Raw genomic sequence first — 19,122 nt, forward strand, 5'->3', positions numbered from 1 at the left:
GAGCCCGGGAGGGCTCCTTTTCTATTCTGAAGCAGTACGGCCGGATCGGTTGTAAGTGACGATCCTGTACAGATGATGGATGGCACCATACAGAACCAGCAGCGGTGTAATGATCAGCAGCAGGAAGAAGAACAGGCCACCGAATTCGCGCAACCCGAAAGTGGCGAAGAATTCCTGTGTAGCGACATCGGAGAGCGGTGGATAGAATACATATACATAAATGAATCCAATCACTGCAAGTGTAAACACATAGAAAACCATATTCGTAATGTGATAAGGCAGTGTATATTTGTCGAATTTGAACATATTATAAAATTCCCCTTCGTATTCATTTCATCCACATTATACACTATAATATGAATATGAGAAAATAGAAAATGGTGAATTATAGAAAAATTAGGAGGTTCCTTATGGGTATCAGGAAAGCTGTTCATGAAGATTTGGAAAGAGTAGTGGAAATAAAGGAGAAGGTGGTTCCGCTGATGGTCGGTGCCGGAAATACACAATGGAGTGAGGCATACCCCGATCAAAACCGTTTCAGCAGGGATGTGGAAGCGGGGTCATTATATGTATTTGAAGAGGATGGGAGGCTGGATGGCTTCGTAGTTGTGGATGACGACCACCCCGCGCCATACGATGAGATACAGTGGGAAGTCCCGCGTACAGAAAGCAGGGCGATGCACCGCATGGCAGTGGATCCTTCACGGCAGGGACGGGGCATTGCCCGCAAAATGATGAAGGCAGTTGAAGAAAGGATTGAAGCAGAAGGCTACAGGGGCATCCATACGGACACCTCCCTTGAAAACGAAAAAATGCAGAAACAGTTCGAGAAGAATGGCTATACGTTCAGAGGGAAATTGCATCTGGATGATAATGAGGACGACTGGTATGTCGCCTATGAAAAAGTTTTTGGGAACAGGTATTGAATGCGCATTCACAATTTGGTTTTTTTCCCCGGATGTATAGTGTAAGATGAAGAGTGGAGTTAATGAAAATAGGGGGAATTTTAAGTGAAACTACTACTCAAGCTGATTGCCGGTATCGTCGTCGGTATCGGAATCGGTGCACTGTATTATGGTGTGGATGCATCAGGGGGAATGGAATCGGTGCTGGCGTTCCTGGTCAGGCTGCTGCTTACTTTGGAATCTATTCTGGGAAGCTTCATATTCTTCATGATTCCATTGATTATCCTTTTCTTCATTGCCAACGGAATTTCGAAGATTGGAGCAGGATCCGGCAAAGTGGTCGGCGCAACATTGGGTACAGCATACATATCAACACTCGGTGCCGGCATCCTGGCGTATCTGGTGGCAATGATGGTCATGCCGCGCATCACCGATGGGGGAAGTGTTCCTGAGGAAGGCGCAGGGCTCGAACCGTTCTTCGAATTTGAAATCGCACCGCTCATGGACATCCTCACAGCGCTTGTTCTGGCATTTGCTTTCGGGATTGTCATTACACTTACGAAGTCGGAACTCATGCAGAGATGGTTCGAAGAAGGGAAGAACATCGTTGAGTTCCTGATCGAAAAGGTCGTCATTCCGATACTTCCATTCTACATTGCGGGTGTCTTCGCAGGAATGGCGTCACAGGGGACGGTATTTGACACACTTGCTGTATTCGGTGTCGTGCTCCTTGTGGCGATACTGCTCCACTGGGTCTGGATTACCATACAGTATACGATAGCCGGTGCATTGATCGGGAAGAATCCATTAAAGATGGTGAAGACGATGATGCCCGCCTACTTTACAGCACTGGGTACGATGAGCAGTGCTGCAACGATACCTGTCACACTGAGACAGACGAAGGAGAACGGTATCCGCAACAGGATTGCAGACTTCGTCATTCCATTGTGTGCAAATATCCACCTCTCGGGAAGTACGATTACAATCGTCAGCTGTTCCATCGCAGTCATGTCGGTACTGCCGGACTATGAACTCCCAGGCTTCTTCACGATGCTTGGAACGATCATGCTGCTTGGAGTTGTAATGATTGCGGCACCGGGTGTACCCGGAGGCGCAATCATGGCGGCAAGTGGTGTACTTATGACGAATCTTGGCTTCACTGAAGCGGCCGTTGCATTCATGATTGCCCTGTACATGGCTCAGGACAGCTTCGGTACTGCGGCAAACATCACAGGAGATGGTGCAGTCAGCGGCATCATCGATGCGTACGAACAGAAATTGAATAGATGACATGAAAAAGACCGCTACGTGCGGTCTTTTGTTATTTCCTTGATGAATATAACGGTGGGGAGGACGATGCCCAGAAATCCTTCAAATATGGAGATGAAACGTATCGCTCCAACGGGTACCAGATCTCCGTATCCTATTGATAGGAGCGTGACCCCACTGTAGTAGAGCATCTGCATGAATGTGTAGTCAGTAATCAGTTCCCCGGTGTTGCCTACTTTAAGAATGGGGGTATAGACTGAAGAAATGTAATATATCATGGCGAATATGAACATGGTGGATAACAATACAGTGAGTATATACAAATAGAGCGGCCACTGGAGAGAAAACTTATGGGTATCCTTCATATTCCCCTTCTTTTTGGCGAATGCACCCAACTGGAACAATATAAGAACGACAAGAATGCCTAGAAAAGCCTGAGCCATCAAATTCCCCCAAAATCAAAAGTTGTTTATAATGGTATGTAAGATAAATAAGAAAAAGGACATTGGTTATGAACAAATTTTTATATCTCATCATCGTCATATGTTTTCTGGATCTGTTTGTCCAGCTGCCGATCATCACACCATTCGCTTTATCTTTGGGTGCAGATGAATATACGGCAGGCATCATAGTAGCAATATATTCCCTCTTCAACATGGTCGGAAACGTTTTTGGGGGGTTTTTCTCGGATAAATTCGGGCGAAAGAACATGCTTCTCCTGGGTATGGGGCTGCAGGTGGTCATCCTGCTCACCTACACGGTGGTTCCATCGGTCGGGCTGCTGATGCTTATCCGGGTGGTCCATGGGTTCTCAAGCGGTCTGCTGACACCTGCCGCATTCAGCCTGGTGGCGGATATATCGAAAAAGAAAGCCATCGGCCGCTCGATGGCTCTGACGGGAGTCTCCATCGGTACAGCAGCAGTTCTTGGTCCTGCACTTGGCGGCATCATCTCGAGCCAGGCAGGCTATGAGATGGTCTATCTTGTCATGTCCGGCATCTTCGTTTTTGGCATTCTGCTGATTCTCGTTACAGTAAAGGAGAGCACGACGGAGCAGAGCCGGAAAATCCATTATGCGACGAACTATGGACAGATCATCACCCGTCCATCCCTCATTGTTGCCTATATATCCGCTTTTACGCTGATGGTCTCAAATGGATCCCTTGCTTTCGGCCTTCCGTTGAAAGTTGCGGCAGTCGGGCTGTCCGACCAGTCGACAGGAGCCATGCTGAGCGTTTTCGGCATTGTTGCGATACTGGTCTTTGCCACACCGGCCAACCGGATCTATTCGAAATATAGTCCGGTGGCTCTTGTGGCATCAGGCATATTCATCGTGGCGATGGCCATGATTTTTCTGCATTTCGTGCCCACAGTGTTCCTCATCTATATGGCAATGGTCATATATGGGATTGGATTCAGCTTCATATTCCCATCCATGAACAAAATCATCGGCCAGAACACGGAGATGCACGAAAGAGGAAAGGCAAACGGAATCTTCTATTCCTTTTTCTCACTTGGATCCGTTGCCGGCTCCTACCTTTCCGGCATATTCGCCACATATTTTGAGACGCCTTTCCTATTCATCGGATTGATACTTATCATACTGCTTGGTGGCATCTATACTGTTCATAAGAAAAGTGGATTCAGAGAATCATTTTAGGGGAAATAAGTTGTCTAAGGATGTGATAAAGTGAAGAATGTGCTATTGATGGGTGTGAGCGGAAGAATCGGCCAGAACCTGTACAGGGAACTGAAGGACACTTTCAACCTCTACGCCTTTTCAAGTGCCGATCAGGATGATACCGGTATGGATATCACCTTTCTGAAGAAGGATCTGTTCATTTTGCCGGAGGTCGAGGAAGCTTTGAGGGGCATCGATACAGTAATTTTCTTCGAGGATCCCATAATGAGGCTCAACCGGCAGACCCAGGGGAGGTTCGAGGACCTGTATATACTCCTGGCCGATAATATTGCACGTGCCTCCCAAATAAGGGAAGTCGAACAGATCATCTTTGTTGCGGATGAAGTCAGCAGTGAATATACAGCCGATGTGCTTGGTGCATACGGCACAGAAGTCAAGGTCACTCAGACGCCCATCAAGAGATACGGAAAAACCCTGTCATATAAAGCTTCCGATTACAATAATGTCAGAAGTGTACAGAGGGCGCCGCTTCCGGAAGGTTGGCACATCAAGGACGTCGGCAAGTACTATTTTGAATGGCTGAATGAAATCCTCTATGACCTGATCAATGTTGAATACGACAGGCATCTCATAAAAATACGATTTGCCAGGATGGATGCGCCCGCACTGATTGTGGAATATGATGCAAAAAGAAGTTACAATGGCGTTGAAATCTACAGGATACAGGGGGGCGGCCTGTCAAAGCGGATGTCTAACAAGACGCCCCGTCTGGAGTTCAGAGAGCTTCCGGGCCGTGAGGAGTTCATCATGGCGCTTCATGACTTTGAGCCGAAATCCCCTTGGTCCGTCTATCTGCTCACCCAGGCACCGCTGTATACACTGGTGAACCGCATATACCAGGTGGAGATGACCATAAATAACGAAGCACCGGGGTCACATAACCGGCCGTTCAACGGAAAATAGAAAAAGAGAGCAGCATACCAATGGTATGCTGCTCTCTTCTATAATCCCAAACTTTATTAGTGGATGAAGTTGTGGCCGGAAACTTGGGAAGAGCTGATTGTCCTGAAGGATTTAACACCCTTGCCGCTGCCGAAGTTCATTTCGGAAACGAGGATAGATCCATCGGAGTTGATTCTTTCAACGACTGCTACGTGGCCAAGACCCCAAGCGAAGTTGGTCCATGCATTCGCCTGCATGATTGCACCGACGGATGGGGAGTTGTTCACTTTGTAGCCTGCACTTTTTGCTCTGTTATCCCAGTCGTATGCATTGCCCCAGTTGTTGCCTACCGGTTTGCCGAGCTGCTGGCGGCGTTCGAATACATACCATGTGCAGTCTCCCCAGTAGTAGTAGTTCTTGCCGTAGGATACATTCGTTGGTGCCGGTGCAGAAACGTTCTGTGTTGCTGAGCTGCTGCTTTCAGAAGCGCTGGAGCTGCTCTCGGTAGCATTTGAGCTGTTGGAAGAGCTTGCCGTACCGGACACTTTCAGGGACTGTCCCGGATAGATGACTGTGGATGACATGTTATTGAGGTTCATGATGTTTCTGTATGTAGTACCATGAGCCGAAGCGATCCTGCTCAGCGTGTCGCCGGATTTTACTGTGTAGGATCCAGTTGAAGCGCTTGAAGAACTGCTTGAGCTTGAAGAACTGCTTGAAGCACTTGAGCTGGAAGAGCTGCTTGAGCTGGAAGAACTGCTTGAAGCACTTGAGCTGGAAGGCTTGTCAGAAGAACTGGAAGAGCTTCCGCTTACAGACAGTTTCTGTCCTGGATGGATGATATGTGAAGAAATATTATTGATATTCATCAGTGTTCTGTAGTTCATGCCGTGTGCTCTTGCAATCTTGCTCAGCGTATCGCCGGACTTGACTGTGTATGTACCACTTGCAGAGCTTGAGCTGGAAGAGCTGCTTGAACTTGAAGAACTGCTTGAGCTTGAAGAACTGCTGGAAGAGCTGCTTGAACTGCTTCCGCTGGTTTTGAGGCTCTGGTTTACATAGATCATATCAGAAGACAGGTTGTTCCAGGATTTGAGCTGGGATACGGATACGCTGTTCTGATTTGCTATTTTCCAAAGTGTATCTCCACTTTGTACTTTATAGGATGATGCTTCCGCTTGGTCTGAAAGACCGTATGTAGTAAGGGCTGCTGTTGCTGTCAAAGCAGTAATGACTTTTTTCATAAGTGAGTTGATCCTCCTGAGTTGTGTTTGTAAGTATATATATGATTTATGTTATGTTCAAAGTTGGCTGTCTGTGTTTACAAAATATATCTTAGCAAATTAATGACAGAAAAAGGGCGATGTAATACAACTGTAATATAATTAAAACATTCCTAATACATTCAGATTGTTCTCGTAACGGGACGGAAACCTACTTCGGTTGTTTTTAACAATCCGGGGTATAGAAACTGTATTATGAAATGTAAATGGAGGTATTTATATGGCGGACCGTCATGACTATAGATTGGTATGGCTTTATTTTCTCTACTACTGGGTGATTTTCGGCATCGGTACATACTTCGGTCAGTATCTGCCGGAAGAATGGCGTCCGACCGCTTCGATGGTGCTATTCGGCTTGCTGATGATTTCGCTTTTCGTGAGGGGGTTCAACCACAGCGGACCGATCATCAGCCATCTCTACGCCTTTCTGGTCGGGCTGGTGTCATTCGGTCTGTTTGAATCGTTCATAGCGGATTTTGGGACGGATATATTCTATCGCATTGTACTTCTCGGTATCATCGTATTTATCTTCTTCGGCTTCATCGGCTACTTTTTCCTGAGGGACATCACCCATTGGGGAAAATACCTGTTCATCGCATTGCTCATACTCATTTTCACGACCCTGATCAATTTCTTCATCAACCTGCCGTATATGACACTGGCGATTACGATAGTCGGCCTGGTGCTCTATATACTCTTTACGATGTATGACTTCAACCGTATGAAGAACAAGCAGTTCAGTCCAAGGGAGATGGGCTTCAATCTCTTCATCAACCTCCTGATCATCATCAAGAGGCTGTTGAGGCTGTACCAATACATTAACAATAGGCGATGAATGCTATAAAATGATATATTGTAGGATATAAACCAGCTAAAAAGGAAGATGACGAATGGGACGCAAATGGAATAATATCAAAGAGAAAAAAGCGCAGAAGGATAAGGATACGAGCCGGGTCAATGCAAAATTCGGACGGGAGATATACGTTGCTGCCAAGAAGGGGGAACCGAATCCCGAGAGCAACCAGGCACTGAAGGCGGTGCTGGACCGTGCAAAGACCTATTCTGTACCGAAGCATATCATCGACAAGGCGATCGATAAGGCCAAGGGCAGCGATGACGAAGCATTCGACGAGCTGCGTTATGAAGGGTTCGGACCGGAAGGTTCGATGATCATCGTGGATGCACTGACGAACAATGTGAACCGTACCGCTTCGGATGTACGGGCCGCTTTCGGCAAGAATGGCGGCAATATGGGCGTCAGTGGCGCGGTAAGCTATATGTTCGATGCAAAATCAGTCTTTGTGTTCACAGGCTTCGATCCCGAAGACACGATGATGGATCTGATGGAGAAGGACGTGGATGTGGAGGATGTGACGGAGGAGAACACCTTTACAGTCGTCTATGGTACGCCGCAGGCCTTCCATGAAATCAAGGAAGCGCTCGATGAAATGGGCGTGGAAGATTACGAAGTCGCCGAACAGACGATGATTGCACAGAATGAGGTATCATTGGAGGAAGAATCCCAGGAACAGTTTGAAAAGTTGATTGAGGCACTGGATGATCTTGAAGATGTCTCAAACATCTACCATAACGTCAACCTGGGTGAATAATCAAAGGGGGATAACAGCAATGGATTTTGGATATGAGGGAAAGGTAGCAGTCATTACAGGAAGCAGCAAGGGCATCGGCCGCAAGACGGCCGAGCAGATGGTGAAGCTTGGGGCCAAAGTCATGCTCGTTGCAAGAGGTGAAGAGGGGCTGAAAGAGGCCAGGGATGAGATTTCCCAGTTCGGTGAAGTCGACTATGTTGTCGCGGATGTGAAGGAAGATGCTGCGGCCTCACAGATCATCGGGCAGACGGTTGAAAAATTCGGCCGGCTGGATGTGCTCATCAACAATGCCGGCGGCTCCTTCGCAAGATCATTCGAGGAAGTGTCGATTTCCGACTGGGAGCAGGATCTCGATCTCAAACTGATGGCTGCGGTCAGAATATCAAATGCTGCACTGCCGCATTTGAAAAAGCAGGGCGGAGCGATACTCAACCTCACTGCAGTCCTTGGCAAGACGCCGCCTGCCTCATCGCTGCCGACGACGGTATCCCGTGCTGCAGGCATGGCGATGACGAAAGCGATGAGCAAGGACCTCGGGAAATACGATATCCGGGTGAACACGGTATGCATCGGGCTCATCAGAAGCGAACAGATAGAAGAAAGATGGAAAAATGAAGAACCTGATCTGACATGGGATGAATATTCAAAACTCGATAAGCATAACATTCCGCTTGGCAGAATCGGGGACACGGAAGAAGCCGCAAATGTCATCACCTTCCTCTGTTCCGACCTCGCTTCATATGTCAGCGGGGATGCTGTCAATATAGATGGTGGCGCCGGCCATGCACTCTGATTTTTCCAACGCCTTCGGGCGTTTTTTTATTGCTTTTTAGCCATACTAACTGTATTATTATAATTAATACAGTAGTGAAGGAGGCAGTCTGGTGATCAATTTGGATCTGAAAAGCCGTGTACCCATATACGAACAGCTTGTCGATAGGGTGAAGCAGCTCATCATACAGGGCGTCATAAAGCCGGATGAGAAGCTTCCTTCAGTCAGAAGTCTTGCACAGGAATTGACGATCAACCCGAACACGATCCAGAGGGCCTACCGTGAACTGGAAAGGGAAGGATATATATATTCCCTCCCTGGGAAGGGCAGTTTTGTCGGGCATGTGGGGAGCCGGGAAAACGACCGGAAGGTCGAGTCGCTCACCCGTAATTTTGAACAGGTGACCAGCGAACTGCTCTATCTTGGTGCATCCAAAGGGAAGCTCATCAAACTGATCGAACAATTGGAAAAGGAAAGGGGAAAGGAAGATGAATCTCGAGACTAGGCAGCTGGACAAGGCATTCAGCAGGCAAAAGGCGGTCGACACTGTTACATTGACTGTCACTTCAGGTACCATCCATGGCCTTCTCGGCTCCAATGGCGCAGGCAAGACCACTTTTATGAAACTGCTCAGCGGCATCTATAAGCCGGATGCGGGAGAGGTGCTGTACGATGGTGCTCCTGTATTCGAGAATCCTGACATCAAGGATGATGTACTGTTCATCAATGACATCCCCTACTTTTTCAATGGTGCAACGCTGGAGTCCATGGCACGGTTCTACAGATCGATGTATCCCAGATGGTCGACCAGCCGTTTTGAACAACTTTCAAAACATTTCAGCCTTGATGTGAAAAAGCCGCTCTCGCAGCTCTCCAAAGGAATGAAAAGGCAGGCGTCGTTCGTCCTGGCGTTCTCTGCACGACCGAAGGTTCTGCTGCTGGATGAGCCGTTTGACGGGCTTGATCCAATCATCCGCCGCCAGGTGAAGAACATCATGATGCAGGATATAGCGAACCATGACATGACGGTCATCGCCTCCAGCCATAACTTGAGGGAGATGGAGGATCTGTGCGATTCCGTCTCCATCATGCATCAGGGGAAGCTTTTGTTCCATCGTGAACTGAATGAGGTCAAAGGTTCCCACTGCAAGCTGCAGATCGCTTTTGACACCCTCCCGGATGAACGTTTCTACAGGGAGATGGGCGTCGTCCATCGCGAAGTGAAGGGACGGGTCATCACGTGCATCATCAAAGGGGATATGAAGCACATCGAAGAGAAGGTGACGAAATATCACCCATTGATGTACGATATCCTGCCTTTGTCACTGGAAGAGATATTCGCTTATGAAATGGGGGAAAAAGGCTATGAAATCAGCAACATCATTGTTGAATAGGACGCTGCTCAATCATTTCATGGGAGGGATATTCTGGCTGACAGTGCTTTTTCTTATCGGGAATATACTGATCCAGCCTTTGGCATTATGGATTGCCTCATCCAACTTCGAGATGATGGGTGGCAGGGAGTCACTGCCGGATAACCCGCTCAAGATGATGATAGCGTTCCAGCTTGCCGGTGGAATGGTCTATATAGTATTCATGGTGATGTTCCTCTTCAGCTATAAGAACAAGGAGTCCTCTCTTGATTTCATGCACAGTCTTCCCGTCAAAAGGAAGGGACTGCTTACTCATGCGCTGATTGCAGGGATAATCAATATCACCGTCCCGATTGCAATTACAGCCATCATATTACTATTGGAACGGTACTTTCTGGCGTTTGAAGTCACCTTCATGCAGATTGTGGAATGGTTCTTCTACACCCTGTTTGTACTGTTCGTCGTCTTCGCGGTAGCGGTATTCTTTGGCTTTATTGTGAACAGCATATTTGTGCATATGCAGATTGTCGTAATCGTGTTCTTCCTTCCTCTGGTATTCTGGGGACTGACTGTCACGGTAGCGGATATGCTTTATGATGGAATCGTCACTTCGCCTGAGGCAAGCGGGGGACTGATGGGTATCGTTACCCGCAATACCTTCCCGGTTTTTGCTGTGCAACAGGTGTTTGACGGTCTGGTGATATGGAAAACAGTCATATGGACTGCCCTGGCGATCATACTAATCGGGCTCTCCTATATCATCTACAACAGAAGCCGCAATGAGGATATCCACCATACGTTCAATAACAACTGGGTGAGGGATATACTGGTTGCTTTCATCACGATTTCGGGGATGCTGCTTGTAGGTATGATCATTTCCTTCGCTTTGCCGAGGCTGACGGTCGTCTTCATATTGGCCTTCATCATTGGAGCTGTATTTTCATATATTATCCAGGAGATGTTCTTCCAGGGGACGGCGAAAATACAGTTCAGAAAGCGTTCCATAGTGACCACTGCAATCTCTGTAGTACTGTTCTGGATCATCTTTATCTTTGGTTGGCAGCAGTATACTTCATATGTGCCAAATGAAGGCGAAATCAGCAGTGTCAGCGTCAATGGTAACTGGAGCAGCATGTATAGTGCAGATGGCGGGGAAAGGGAAGGGATGAGCGAAGAGTATATGTTCATCAGTGATCCGACCGTCATCGATCAGACCCTGGCCCTCCACCAGACAGCAATCGGGCAGGAGAACAGCCAGAGCAATGAATATAATGGCCAGGCACTTGAAATCAGTTACAGGATGAATGACGGTACGCATATTAGCAGAAGATATGATAATATCACCTTGGATAACGACCAGTACAGCACATTGCTGGAAACTTTGAACAGCAGCAGGTTCTCTACAGCATACGATATCGTCTATAATATAACGGATGTTACGAATATAAGGAACCTGGATATATCAGGCGTGAACGGCTATGTACAACTTGATGCCCATGAAGAAATCGGCTCCTTTGTTGAAGACTATCAAAGGCAGGCCCATCAGATTAATGAACAGATTCCGATACTGATCAGCAATGCCAATGTCCCGATTGTGAATGTTTCGGTCGACTTTGATTCGGACTATTATCAGGGGGTGGCCTCCATCTATAACCCAGCTCTCCTCAATGCAGTGGGTGAAAGCCAGGACATAGCGAATTTTATTGGAGTGGCAGACAGCCAGACGATGTACACACTCTCACTATCCGGGGAAGAAAAAGGGGCGTTCTTCGCAGATTATCAGTCTCTATCATTCGGTGAACTGGATGAAGAATATGCATTGGAAGAAGTTACAGGCGAAAATCGTGATGAAATCGTGGATGCGATAAATGAAGGGGAGTTGGATGCGGAGGGAGATCGTGTACTGCTGTACGCCCCTGAATTCATGCAGGAATCCGGCATGGGAATGGAAGATGCATCTGTTGCAGATGGTTACTATATAATCGGCATCGAATAGCCAACAACATTTAAGACCCTTATCCCTTCACATTCTTTCCCCGATTTTTGTATAATTGGGGGAAGGAGATGAACGTGATGAAAACCAAATATCTCGATAAGAGAGGATGGAGACGTCTCCTCCGATCTGACTACAAGGAAAAAATCATCCACCATGATGGTGAGGAAATGCTGGTCGGACTGCTCGACATCCATAAAGTGCGGTCTCCGCTCACGGTGCCGATACTGGATAAGAAGGTCCGGGTATGTGATGACCACTACAAATGGCTGCAGATCATGCCGAGGAATGGAAACTACAGTATTACTGTCATGTATGATGACAATGATCATGTCCTGCAGTACTACTTTGATATCAATGTCGAACATACACTGGAGCTTGGCAATGCCAGGCGGAAGGATATCTATCTGGATGTGCTCGCTCTGCCGGACGGCCGCTACGAGCTTGTCGATGAACGGGATATAAAACGGGCGGTCAGAAGAGGGCATATCACTGAGGAACAGCGTGACTACGCCTATTCGGTCGCGAATCAGGTGATGCAGGAGATCGAAGCGGATTTCAGCCGCTTCAGGCGTCTTGCAGACCACTGCAAAAGAAAAGTCGACCAGTAGAAAAGCAGTAAGGGGACTTCTTCCCCTTACTGCTTTTGTATTAAGTGGTCATATAGTCTCCACCATTGACATGGATGACCTGGCCAGTCATATAGCTTGAATCGTTGGATGCGAGCATCACATAGCTTGGGGCAAGCTCGCTTGGCTGGCCGCGACGGCCGAGTGGCGTATCCCCGCCATGCTGTTCCACTTTCTCCGCATCGAATGTCGCCGGAATGAGCGGTGTATATATCGGTCCGGGAGCGACGCCATTGACACGGATGCCTTTTGAGGCGAGATTGCCTGCCAGGGAACGTGTAAATGAAGTGATGGCTCCGTTCGTCGCCGAATACTCGATGAGTCCAGGTGACCCTCTATAGGCGGTGACGCTTGTCGTGTTGACGATTGCGTCCCCTTTGTCCAAGTACGGCAGTGCTGCCTGGGACATGAAGATGATGCCGTAGATATTCGTTTCAAAAGTCTCCCTGATCTGGTCTTCACTGATATCGAGGAAGTCCTCTGTTGGGTACTGGACGCCTGCATGGTTGACCAGCACGTTGAGTTTGCCGAAGTTGTCGATGGTGAATTTGACGAGCTCCTCACATTCCGATTTCTTTTTGACATCGAATGCGTAGGTTTCACATTTGACACCGTAGGACTCGACGGCTTCCTTCGTCTTATCTGCATCGTCATGCTCGTCGAGGTAGGCGATGACCATATTGGCGCCTTCCTTCGCATAGGCAACCGCGACAGCGCGTCCAATGCCGGAGTCGCCTCCAGTGATGATGGCGACCTTGTCCTTCAATTTACCGCTGCCTTTATAATAGTCATCATCGAATATCGGTTTTGGGTCCATATCCTTCTCAACACCGGGTTGGCGGTCCAGGGTATACCCTTCAACCTCTTCATCAATTTTCTCATGCTTGTTCTTTTCAGTCATGGTAATGTTGCCTCCTATTACAATGATTTAATCAATAGGCATATACCCAAAGCGCAGGCTTCCTACACTTATTTGAAATCAAGGATTGTGCAAATATTTATTTATGATAAGATTTTCTTATTGATGAAAGGATGTTGAATGAATGAAAGTCGATGATTATAAGCTGCTCGTCACACTTGATGAGACTAGGACGCTGCGCCGTGCCGCAGAGAAGCTGTTCATATCCCAGCCGGCTGTCAGTCAGCGCCTGAAATCCATTGAAGACGAGTGGGGGGTAAAGATATTCGTCCGGACGAAGAAGGAATTGTATGTGACGGGGGAGGGGGAGAAGATCATTGAGCATGCGCGCAGTGTGGTGGAGCGGGAGTCGCTGGTCAAAGAATATATACGCATCAACCAGAATTCCATACAGGGGAATCTCTCCATAGGTGTCTCCTCCCTGATCGGTCATACCATTCTGCCCGAAATACTGGCCCAGTACCTGAAGCTCTACCCGAATGTGAATATCAAGATCAAGGTCGGTTCATCCCAGCAGATCATCAATGAACAGAATGATTTCCATATATGCATCGTGCGGGGCAACCGTATACTGAACAAGCAGAATGAACTGCTGTTTGTAGACCGCCATTATCTGGTGACACCGAAAACGACGGATGATGAAAAGCGGCTTCCCATCATAGAGTTTCAGGCGGATCCCATATATATCAGTGAAATCGAGCAGTTTTTCGAGCGGCGGTTCAACCGCAAATACGATTCGCAGATCAAGGTCGACCAGATTGCAACCTGCCGCGCCCTGCTGCTCGAAGGCATCGGCATGACCGTATTGCCTGAAATTGTGGTGGAGGGCTTTGACAGTGCCCAGTTCAATATCGACGAAGTGCTTTACGAAGGACGCCCGATCACCCGCGATACATATATCGCCTTTGACAGGAGCGTGCTCGAACTGCCCCAAGTAAAGGCATTCCTGACACTGGTGCGGACGTTCGTCAATGCAAGCTAGAACTTAAAAATGTATAGAAAGAATGGTTAAGACAATGCGCGAACTTTTTCACATCCAGAACTACCGCCTCTTCCTGCTTAACATGACACTTTTGGGCATGGCTGTATCGCTCACTGCCCCCTTCCTCGTCATCTTCATGACGGAGACGCATGGAATGCCGACCGCCACATACGGCCTGTTCATGGCAACGGTTGCCGTCGGCAGTTTCATGATGAACACTTTCATCGGAAGGAAAAGCGACCGTCTGGCCTTTGACCGCAAGTATCTCATCATCGGTGCCCTGGTGATGATGGTCATCGCCTTTTCAAGCTACCTCATAATCGGCAATGTCTGGCTTCTGGCCCTGTCCTATATCATATTCGCATCACTCGGTGCGCCCGCAATGCCACAGCTCTATGCTTCAGCACGGGAATCGATCAACGCCTACAGGTCGAGTATCGCAGTGCTTGCGAACACGGTGCTAAGGTCCATGTTCTCTTTCGGTTTCCTATTCGGTCCGCTGATCGGTTCCGTGCTGATCGGCATCTATGGTTTCAACGGTCTGTTTACGGGTACTGTCATCATGTTCATCGTTGTACTCGGCCTGTCTTTCCTGATCCGTCCCGCGGAGAAGAAGGTCGTGCCGCAAAGTGCCGTAGATATAAAGAGCTATGAAGAGAAGATTGCGCCCAACCTGCTCAGAACACCTGCCCTGCTGCTGCCATTCATAGCGTTTACGATGCTGCATGTGGGACAATGGATGTATCTCCTCAACATGCCTCTCTATGTCACGAACCACCTTGGAGAAGGGGAAAGGGGTGTGGGGATACTGTCCAGCCTGTGTGCCGGACTTGAGGTGCCTTTCATGATTTTCATGGGGATGATTGCAGGCAGGATCAGTTCCAAATCCCTTCTGATACTCGGCGCTTTTCTCGGCAGTCTCTATTTCATGTCGATTGGCATATTCAATGATTTCACAGCGATGGTGATCGGCCAGCTGCCGCTGGCGATATTCCTCGCCGTACTGCTTGGTCTCGGCATCAGCTATTTCCAGGATCTTCTTCCGGACTTCCCGGGATATGCCTCCACTCTTTTCGCCAACGCCATGATCATAGGCCAGCTGTTGGGCAACCTGCTTGGCGGAATGGCCAGTGATGTTGTAGGATTGGAGTATTCATTCTTCGTATCGGGAGCGTTCGTATTTGCAGCGTTCGTATTGTTCTTCTTTACTAGAAGTGAAATAAGGAAAGGGGAAATATAATGGAAATCATATGGTGGCTCATTGTCATCGCTTCCTTCGTCATCGGGTTTTTGGGTCTGATCTTTCCGGTCGTTCCGTCCGTATTGATGTTCTGGCTCGGTTTTCTCGTCTACCATTTTGCAGTCAACAGCGAGACCCTGTCATGGATGTTCTGGATCATCGTCTTCGTACTGACGGTCCTGGTCCTTTTCAGCGACTTTATCGCAAACAGCTATTTCGTCAAAAAATATGGTGGCACCAAGCGCGGGGAATACGCCGCAATCGTCGGTGTGGTCATCGGGATGTTCCTGTACCCGCCGTTCGGCATCATCTTCGTTCCGTTCGTGCTGGTACTGATTGTAGAAGCGCTCAATTCAAAGGACTTCAACCAGGCACTGAAGGCATCTGTCGGTTCGCTGCTCGCCTTCCTATCAAGTGCTGTATTCAATGCAGTCGTCTATGTATTGATGGTGGCGTGGTTCCTGCTCGATGCACTCGTGTTCTAGACATAAATAAAGCTCCCTCATTTGAGGGAGCTTTATTTTATTTCTGTGCTTTTTCCACTTCTTTTTCCGTACTCTGGTTATCCGTACCTTCTTCGTCCAGGCTTTTGCGCACGTCCGTCATATTGTACTTTGGCTTGTGCTTGCCCTGCTGGATATCCAGTGCGTAGTGGCAGGCCACACTGTGCTTGCCTTTGTAGATTTCATCCTTCTCTTCCAGTTCCGGCACCACGTCACGGCATTTATCCGTGGCGAAAGGACACCTTGTGTGGAAACGGCAGCCTGTCGGTGGATCGATCGGGGATGGGACGTCTCCACGCAGGAAGATCCGCTCCGATTTCTTCTTCGGATCCGGCACCGGTATCGCAGAAAGCAGCGCTTTCGTATAAGGGTGCTGCGGGTTTTCGAAGATGCTCTTCGTATCACCGATCTCGACGATCTTGCCCAGGTACATGACGATGATGCGGTCTGATATGTGACGCACGACACCGAGGTCATGGGCGATGAAGAGGTATGTCAGTCCCATTTCACGCTGAAGCCGTTTGAGCAGGTTCAATACCTGTGCCTGGATGGATACATCAAGGGCACTGACCGCTTCATCACAGATGATGAGTTTTGGGTTGACCGACAATGCACGGGCAATGCCGATACGCTGCCTCTGGCCACCGGAGAACTCGTGGGGAAAGCGGTCGATCTGGTGCTTTTGAAGCCCGACCGTCTCCATAAGTTCAATGATGCGGTCGTTGCGCTCCTTCTTGGGAACGATGTTATGGATTTCCATGGCTTCGTTAAGCGTCTGACGGACAGTCTTGCGTGGGTTCAGGGAGGCGTATGGATCCTGGAAGATGATCTGCATTTCGCTTCTCATACTGCGCATCTCAGAAGCATTCTTGCCGAGCACATTCTTGCCATCGAACTCGATTTTACCTTCGGTCGGTTCATCAAGCCTCAGGATGGCCCGTCCTGTAGTGGACTTGCCACAGCCGGATTCACCAACTACGGAGACCGTTTCTCCCCTGCCGATTGTGAAGGAGATGTCATCAACTGCTTTGACATTATTTACTGTGCGTCCCAAAAGTCCACCTTTGATCGGGAAATATTGTTTAAGGTTTTCTACTTTAAGTAGTGGATTCTCTGTCATAGACTTTTACTCCCTTCTCGCCGTCCCACTCTTCAGTGTAGATCCAGCATCTTACGTCATTGCCGTCTTCCTGGGTTTCGAGTCCGGGCAGCTTGCTGCATATATCGGATGCGTGCGGACAGCGCGGTGCGAATCGGCACCCCGTCGGCATTTCATCCGGTGCAGGGACGTTCCCTTTGATTGGAACAAGTTCATCCTGATCGACATCATGGCGCGGCAGTGAATTGAGCAGCCCTACAGTATAAGGGTGTTTCGGGTTGTCGAACAATGTTTCTACATCTGCATACTCAACCACCTTGCCGCAGTACATGACGGCGACATAGTCACAGGTTTCAGCGACGACCCCAAGGTCGTGGGTGATCATTACAACACTCATGCCGATGTCATCCTGGAGCGCTTTGATCAGTTCGAGGATCTGCGCCTGGATGGTTACGTCGAGCGCTGTCGTCGGTTCGTCTGCGATGAGCAGTTCCGGTTTGCAGGCCAGTGCCATGGCTATCATGACACGCTGGCGCATCCCGCCGGAGAGTTCATATGGGTACTGGGTCAGGCGTTTTTCGGGGGAAGGGATACCGACGAGCTCGAGCATTTCGACGGCACGTTTCGTCCCTTCCTTCTTGCCGAGACCCTCGTGTATCTTATAGGATTCCCTGAGCTGTTGGCCAATCGTATATACAGGGTTGAGTGAAGTCATCGGTTCCTGGAAGATCATGGAGATTTCATTCCCGCGGATATCCCTCATCCTGGAGTTTTTGGCCTCTGTGAGCTCTTCGCCCTTGAAGTTGATGCTGCCGCCGACGATCTTGCCCGGATTTTCGATGAGCTGGAGGATGGACAGGGCACTGATGCTCTTGCCCGAACCGGATTCACCGACGATGCCGAGTGTCTTGCCTTTGGGCACCTGGAAAGTTACCCCATCGACTGCTTTTATTTCATTTCCTTCTACAAAGAAGGAAGTTCTGAGATCATTTATATCAAGAATATTTTCTGACACATGTGTCACTCCTAACTTAGTTTAGGTCGATCCGCTTGTTCAGGAACCTGTAGGAAATATCGACTGCCAGATTTACAAGAACGAAGGTGACGGAAATGACCAGGATGGCACCTTGGACAACCGGGAAATCACGCTGCAGAATGGAATCGATGATCAGACGACCCAGGCCGTTGATTGCGAATACACTCTCGGTGAGCACAGATCCTGCAAGGAAGTAGCCGAATTGAAGACCGATTACAGTCACGACTGGAATCATTGCATTCTTGAGCGCATGTCTGAATACGACCACGCGTTCCTTGACCCCTTTTGCTCTGGCGGTACGGATATAGTCCTGCGAAATGACATCGAGCATGCTGCTCCTTGTCATACGGGCAATGATTGCGGCACCGGCAGTACCCAGTGCGATGACCGGCAGTACAATCTGGTCGGGGTCCCCCCAGCCTGTTGGTGAGAACCATCCGAGGTTGATGGAGAACCACTGGATGAGCATGAGCCCGAGCCAGAAGTTCGGCATGGACAGCCCGAACAGGGCAACAATCATGATGGCAACATCAGAGAATGTATACTGGCGCACCGCTGAAACGATGCCCGCCAGCAGCCCAAGTACTATTGCGAAAATCATTGAGTATACGGAAAGTTCCAATGTGATCAGGAATCTTGACTGGACATGGTCGAATACCGGGATGTTGTCCCTGATGGATGTACCAAGATCCAGTTGCAGGGCATTGCCCAGGAAGTTGAAATACTGTATATGAAGCGGGTCGTTCAGACCCAGACGTTCTTCAATTGCCTGTACTGTTGCCTGAGGCGCACTTTCCCCTGCCATAATAACCGCTGGGTTACCCGGAGTGAGGTGCATCAGACTGAACACGAGAATTGTCACCCCAATGAGAACGGGGATGGCCTGTAACAGCCTACGAATGATAAATGTAGTCATATGATGCCT

General features: G+C 48.7%; 22 protein-coding genes. 15 read left to right on the forward strand and 7 right to left on the reverse strand.

Going from position 1 to position 19,122, the window contains the following annotated elements:
* Positions 1–21 precede the first annotated feature (21 nt).
* Complete coding sequence (locus tag RQP18_RS01680) at positions 22–306, reverse strand: hypothetical protein (RefSeq protein WP_342388436.1); 285 nt, start codon at positions 304–306, stop codon at positions 22–24.
* A gap of 104 nt (positions 307–410) precedes the next feature.
* Between RQP18_RS01680 and RQP18_RS01685 the strand changes: the two genes are divergently transcribed.
* Together RQP18_RS01685 and RQP18_RS01690 are read left to right on the forward strand one after the other, a co-directional pair.
* The gene (locus RQP18_RS01685; RefSeq protein WP_342388437.1) at positions 411–926 is read left to right on the forward strand and encodes a GNAT family N-acetyltransferase; all 516 of its coding nucleotides are present in this window, start codon (positions 411–413) and stop codon (positions 924–926) included.
* Positions 927–1,010: 84 nt separating this feature from the next.
* Entirely contained in the window at positions 1,011–2,195 is a 1,185-nt protein-coding gene (locus RQP18_RS01690; protein ID WP_342388438.1) for a dicarboxylate/amino acid:cation symporter, read from the forward strand.
* 14 nt (positions 2,196–2,209) lie between these two features.
* On the opposite strand, the gene RQP18_RS01695 is transcribed toward RQP18_RS01690, so the two are convergent.
* Positions 2,210–2,617, reverse strand: a complete 408-nt coding sequence (locus RQP18_RS01695) for a potassium channel family protein (protein ID WP_342388439.1) — start codon at positions 2,615–2,617, stop codon at positions 2,210–2,212.
* Positions 2,618–2,685: 68 nt separating this feature from the next.
* Here RQP18_RS01695 and RQP18_RS01700 point away from each other — a divergent pair, with 68 nt between their 5' ends.
* Together RQP18_RS01700 and RQP18_RS01705 are read left to right on the forward strand one after the other, a co-directional pair.
* The gene (locus RQP18_RS01700; RefSeq protein ID WP_342388440.1) at positions 2,686–3,834 is read left to right on the forward strand and encodes an MFS transporter; all 1,149 of its coding nucleotides are present in this window, start codon (positions 2,686–2,688) and stop codon (positions 3,832–3,834) included.
* Positions 3,835–3,864: 30 nt separating this feature from the next.
* Entirely contained in the window at positions 3,865–4,779 is a 915-nt protein-coding gene (locus RQP18_RS01705) for a hypothetical protein (RefSeq protein ID WP_342388441.1), read from the forward strand.
* A 56-nt stretch (positions 4,780–4,835) separates the two neighbouring features.
* Here RQP18_RS01705 and RQP18_RS01710 read toward each other — a convergent pair whose 3' ends face one another.
* Positions 4,836–5,645: a LysM peptidoglycan-binding domain-containing protein gene (locus tag RQP18_RS01710; protein ID WP_373446156.1), complete on the reverse strand. Its 810-nt coding sequence runs from the start codon at positions 5,643–5,645 to the stop codon at positions 4,836–4,838.
* 19 nt (positions 5,646–5,664) lie between these two features.
* Between RQP18_RS01710 and RQP18_RS01715 the strand changes: the two genes are divergently transcribed.
* The 8 genes from RQP18_RS01715 to RQP18_RS01755 all read left to right on the forward strand — a co-directional run bounded on the left by RQP18_RS01715 (position 5,665) and on the right by RQP18_RS01755 (position 12,400).
* A complete protein-coding gene (locus RQP18_RS01715) occupies positions 5,665–5,820 on the forward strand; it encodes a hypothetical protein (protein ID WP_373446172.1) in 156 nt (51 codons plus the stop codon).
* Between the two features lie 441 nt (positions 5,821–6,261).
* Positions 6,262–6,876, forward strand: a complete 615-nt coding sequence (locus RQP18_RS01725) for a Bax inhibitor-1/YccA family protein (protein WP_342388443.1) — start codon at positions 6,262–6,264, stop codon at positions 6,874–6,876.
* A gap of 55 nt (positions 6,877–6,931) precedes the next feature.
* The gene (locus RQP18_RS01730) at positions 6,932–7,651 is read left to right on the forward strand and encodes a YebC/PmpR family DNA-binding transcriptional regulator (RefSeq protein WP_342388444.1); all 720 of its coding nucleotides are present in this window, start codon (positions 6,932–6,934) and stop codon (positions 7,649–7,651) included.
* 19 nt (positions 7,652–7,670) lie between these two features.
* Positions 7,671–8,444, forward strand: coding sequence for an SDR family NAD(P)-dependent oxidoreductase (locus tag RQP18_RS01735; protein WP_342388445.1), 774 nt, complete (start codon positions 7,671–7,673; stop codon positions 8,442–8,444).
* 91 nt (positions 8,445–8,535) lie between these two features.
* Positions 8,536–8,928, forward strand: a complete 393-nt coding sequence (locus RQP18_RS01740) for a GntR family transcriptional regulator (protein WP_342388446.1) — start codon at positions 8,536–8,538, stop codon at positions 8,926–8,928.
* Positions 8,912–9,817 (forward strand): ABC transporter ATP-binding protein, encoded by a 906-nt coding sequence (locus RQP18_RS01745; RefSeq protein ID WP_342388447.1) that lies wholly within the window; start codon positions 8,912–8,914, stop codon positions 9,815–9,817. The genes RQP18_RS01740 and RQP18_RS01745 overlap by 17 nt, the downstream gene beginning before the upstream one ends.
* Entirely contained in the window at positions 9,789–11,792 is a 2,004-nt protein-coding gene (locus tag RQP18_RS01750; RefSeq protein ID WP_342388448.1) for a hypothetical protein, read from the forward strand. Before RQP18_RS01745 ends, RQP18_RS01750 begins: the two co-directional genes overlap by 29 nt.
* Before the next feature lie 77 nt (positions 11,793–11,869).
* Positions 11,870–12,400: a DUF402 domain-containing protein gene (locus RQP18_RS01755; RefSeq protein ID WP_342388449.1), complete on the forward strand. Its 531-nt coding sequence runs from the start codon at positions 11,870–11,872 to the stop codon at positions 12,398–12,400.
* Positions 12,401–12,440: 40 nt separating this feature from the next.
* Here the strand turns inward: RQP18_RS01755 and RQP18_RS01760 are convergent, their stop codons facing one another.
* On the reverse strand, positions 12,441–13,319 hold the full coding sequence (locus RQP18_RS01760; protein WP_342388450.1) for an SDR family oxidoreductase: 879 nt from the start codon (positions 13,317–13,319) through the stop codon (positions 12,441–12,443).
* Between the two features lie 142 nt (positions 13,320–13,461).
* On the opposite strand from RQP18_RS01760, the gene RQP18_RS01765 reads away from it, so the two are divergent.
* From RQP18_RS01765 to RQP18_RS01775, 3 genes are read left to right on the forward strand one after another with little or no spacing between them, the layout of a single operon-like run.
* Positions 13,462–14,319, forward strand: coding sequence for a LysR family transcriptional regulator (locus RQP18_RS01765; RefSeq protein ID WP_342388451.1), 858 nt, complete (start codon positions 13,462–13,464; stop codon positions 14,317–14,319).
* Between the two features lie 34 nt (positions 14,320–14,353).
* A complete protein-coding gene (locus tag RQP18_RS01770) occupies positions 14,354–15,559 on the forward strand; it encodes an MFS transporter (RefSeq protein WP_342388452.1) in 1,206 nt (401 codons plus the stop codon).
* Complete coding sequence (locus tag RQP18_RS01775) at positions 15,559–16,044, forward strand: DUF456 domain-containing protein (protein WP_342388453.1); 486 nt, start codon at positions 15,559–15,561, stop codon at positions 16,042–16,044. The genes RQP18_RS01770 and RQP18_RS01775 overlap by 1 nt, the downstream gene beginning before the upstream one ends.
* A 37-nt stretch (positions 16,045–16,081) precedes the next feature.
* Here RQP18_RS01775 and RQP18_RS01780 read toward each other — a convergent pair whose 3' ends face one another.
* Genes RQP18_RS01780 through RQP18_RS01790 form a run of 3 tightly spaced genes read right to left on the reverse strand, consistent with a single transcriptional unit; the run spans position 16,082 to position 19,113 of the window.
* Positions 16,082–17,182 (reverse strand): ABC transporter ATP-binding protein, encoded by a 1,101-nt coding sequence (locus tag RQP18_RS01780; protein WP_342388454.1) that lies wholly within the window; start codon positions 17,180–17,182, stop codon positions 16,082–16,084.
* Positions 17,160–18,176, reverse strand: a complete 1,017-nt coding sequence (locus RQP18_RS01785; RefSeq protein ID WP_342388455.1) for an ABC transporter ATP-binding protein — start codon at positions 18,174–18,176, stop codon at positions 17,160–17,162. The genes RQP18_RS01780 and RQP18_RS01785 overlap by 23 nt, the downstream gene beginning before the upstream one ends.
* Before the next feature lie 16 nt (positions 18,177–18,192).
* A complete protein-coding gene (locus RQP18_RS01790; RefSeq protein WP_342388456.1) occupies positions 18,193–19,113 on the reverse strand; it encodes an ABC transporter permease in 921 nt (306 codons plus the stop codon).
* Positions 19,114–19,122 lie beyond the last annotated feature (9 nt).

Source organism: Salinicoccus sp. Bachu38 (assembly GCF_038561955.2).
GTDB lineage: Bacteria > Bacillota > Bacilli > Staphylococcales > Salinicoccaceae > Salinicoccus > Salinicoccus bachuensis.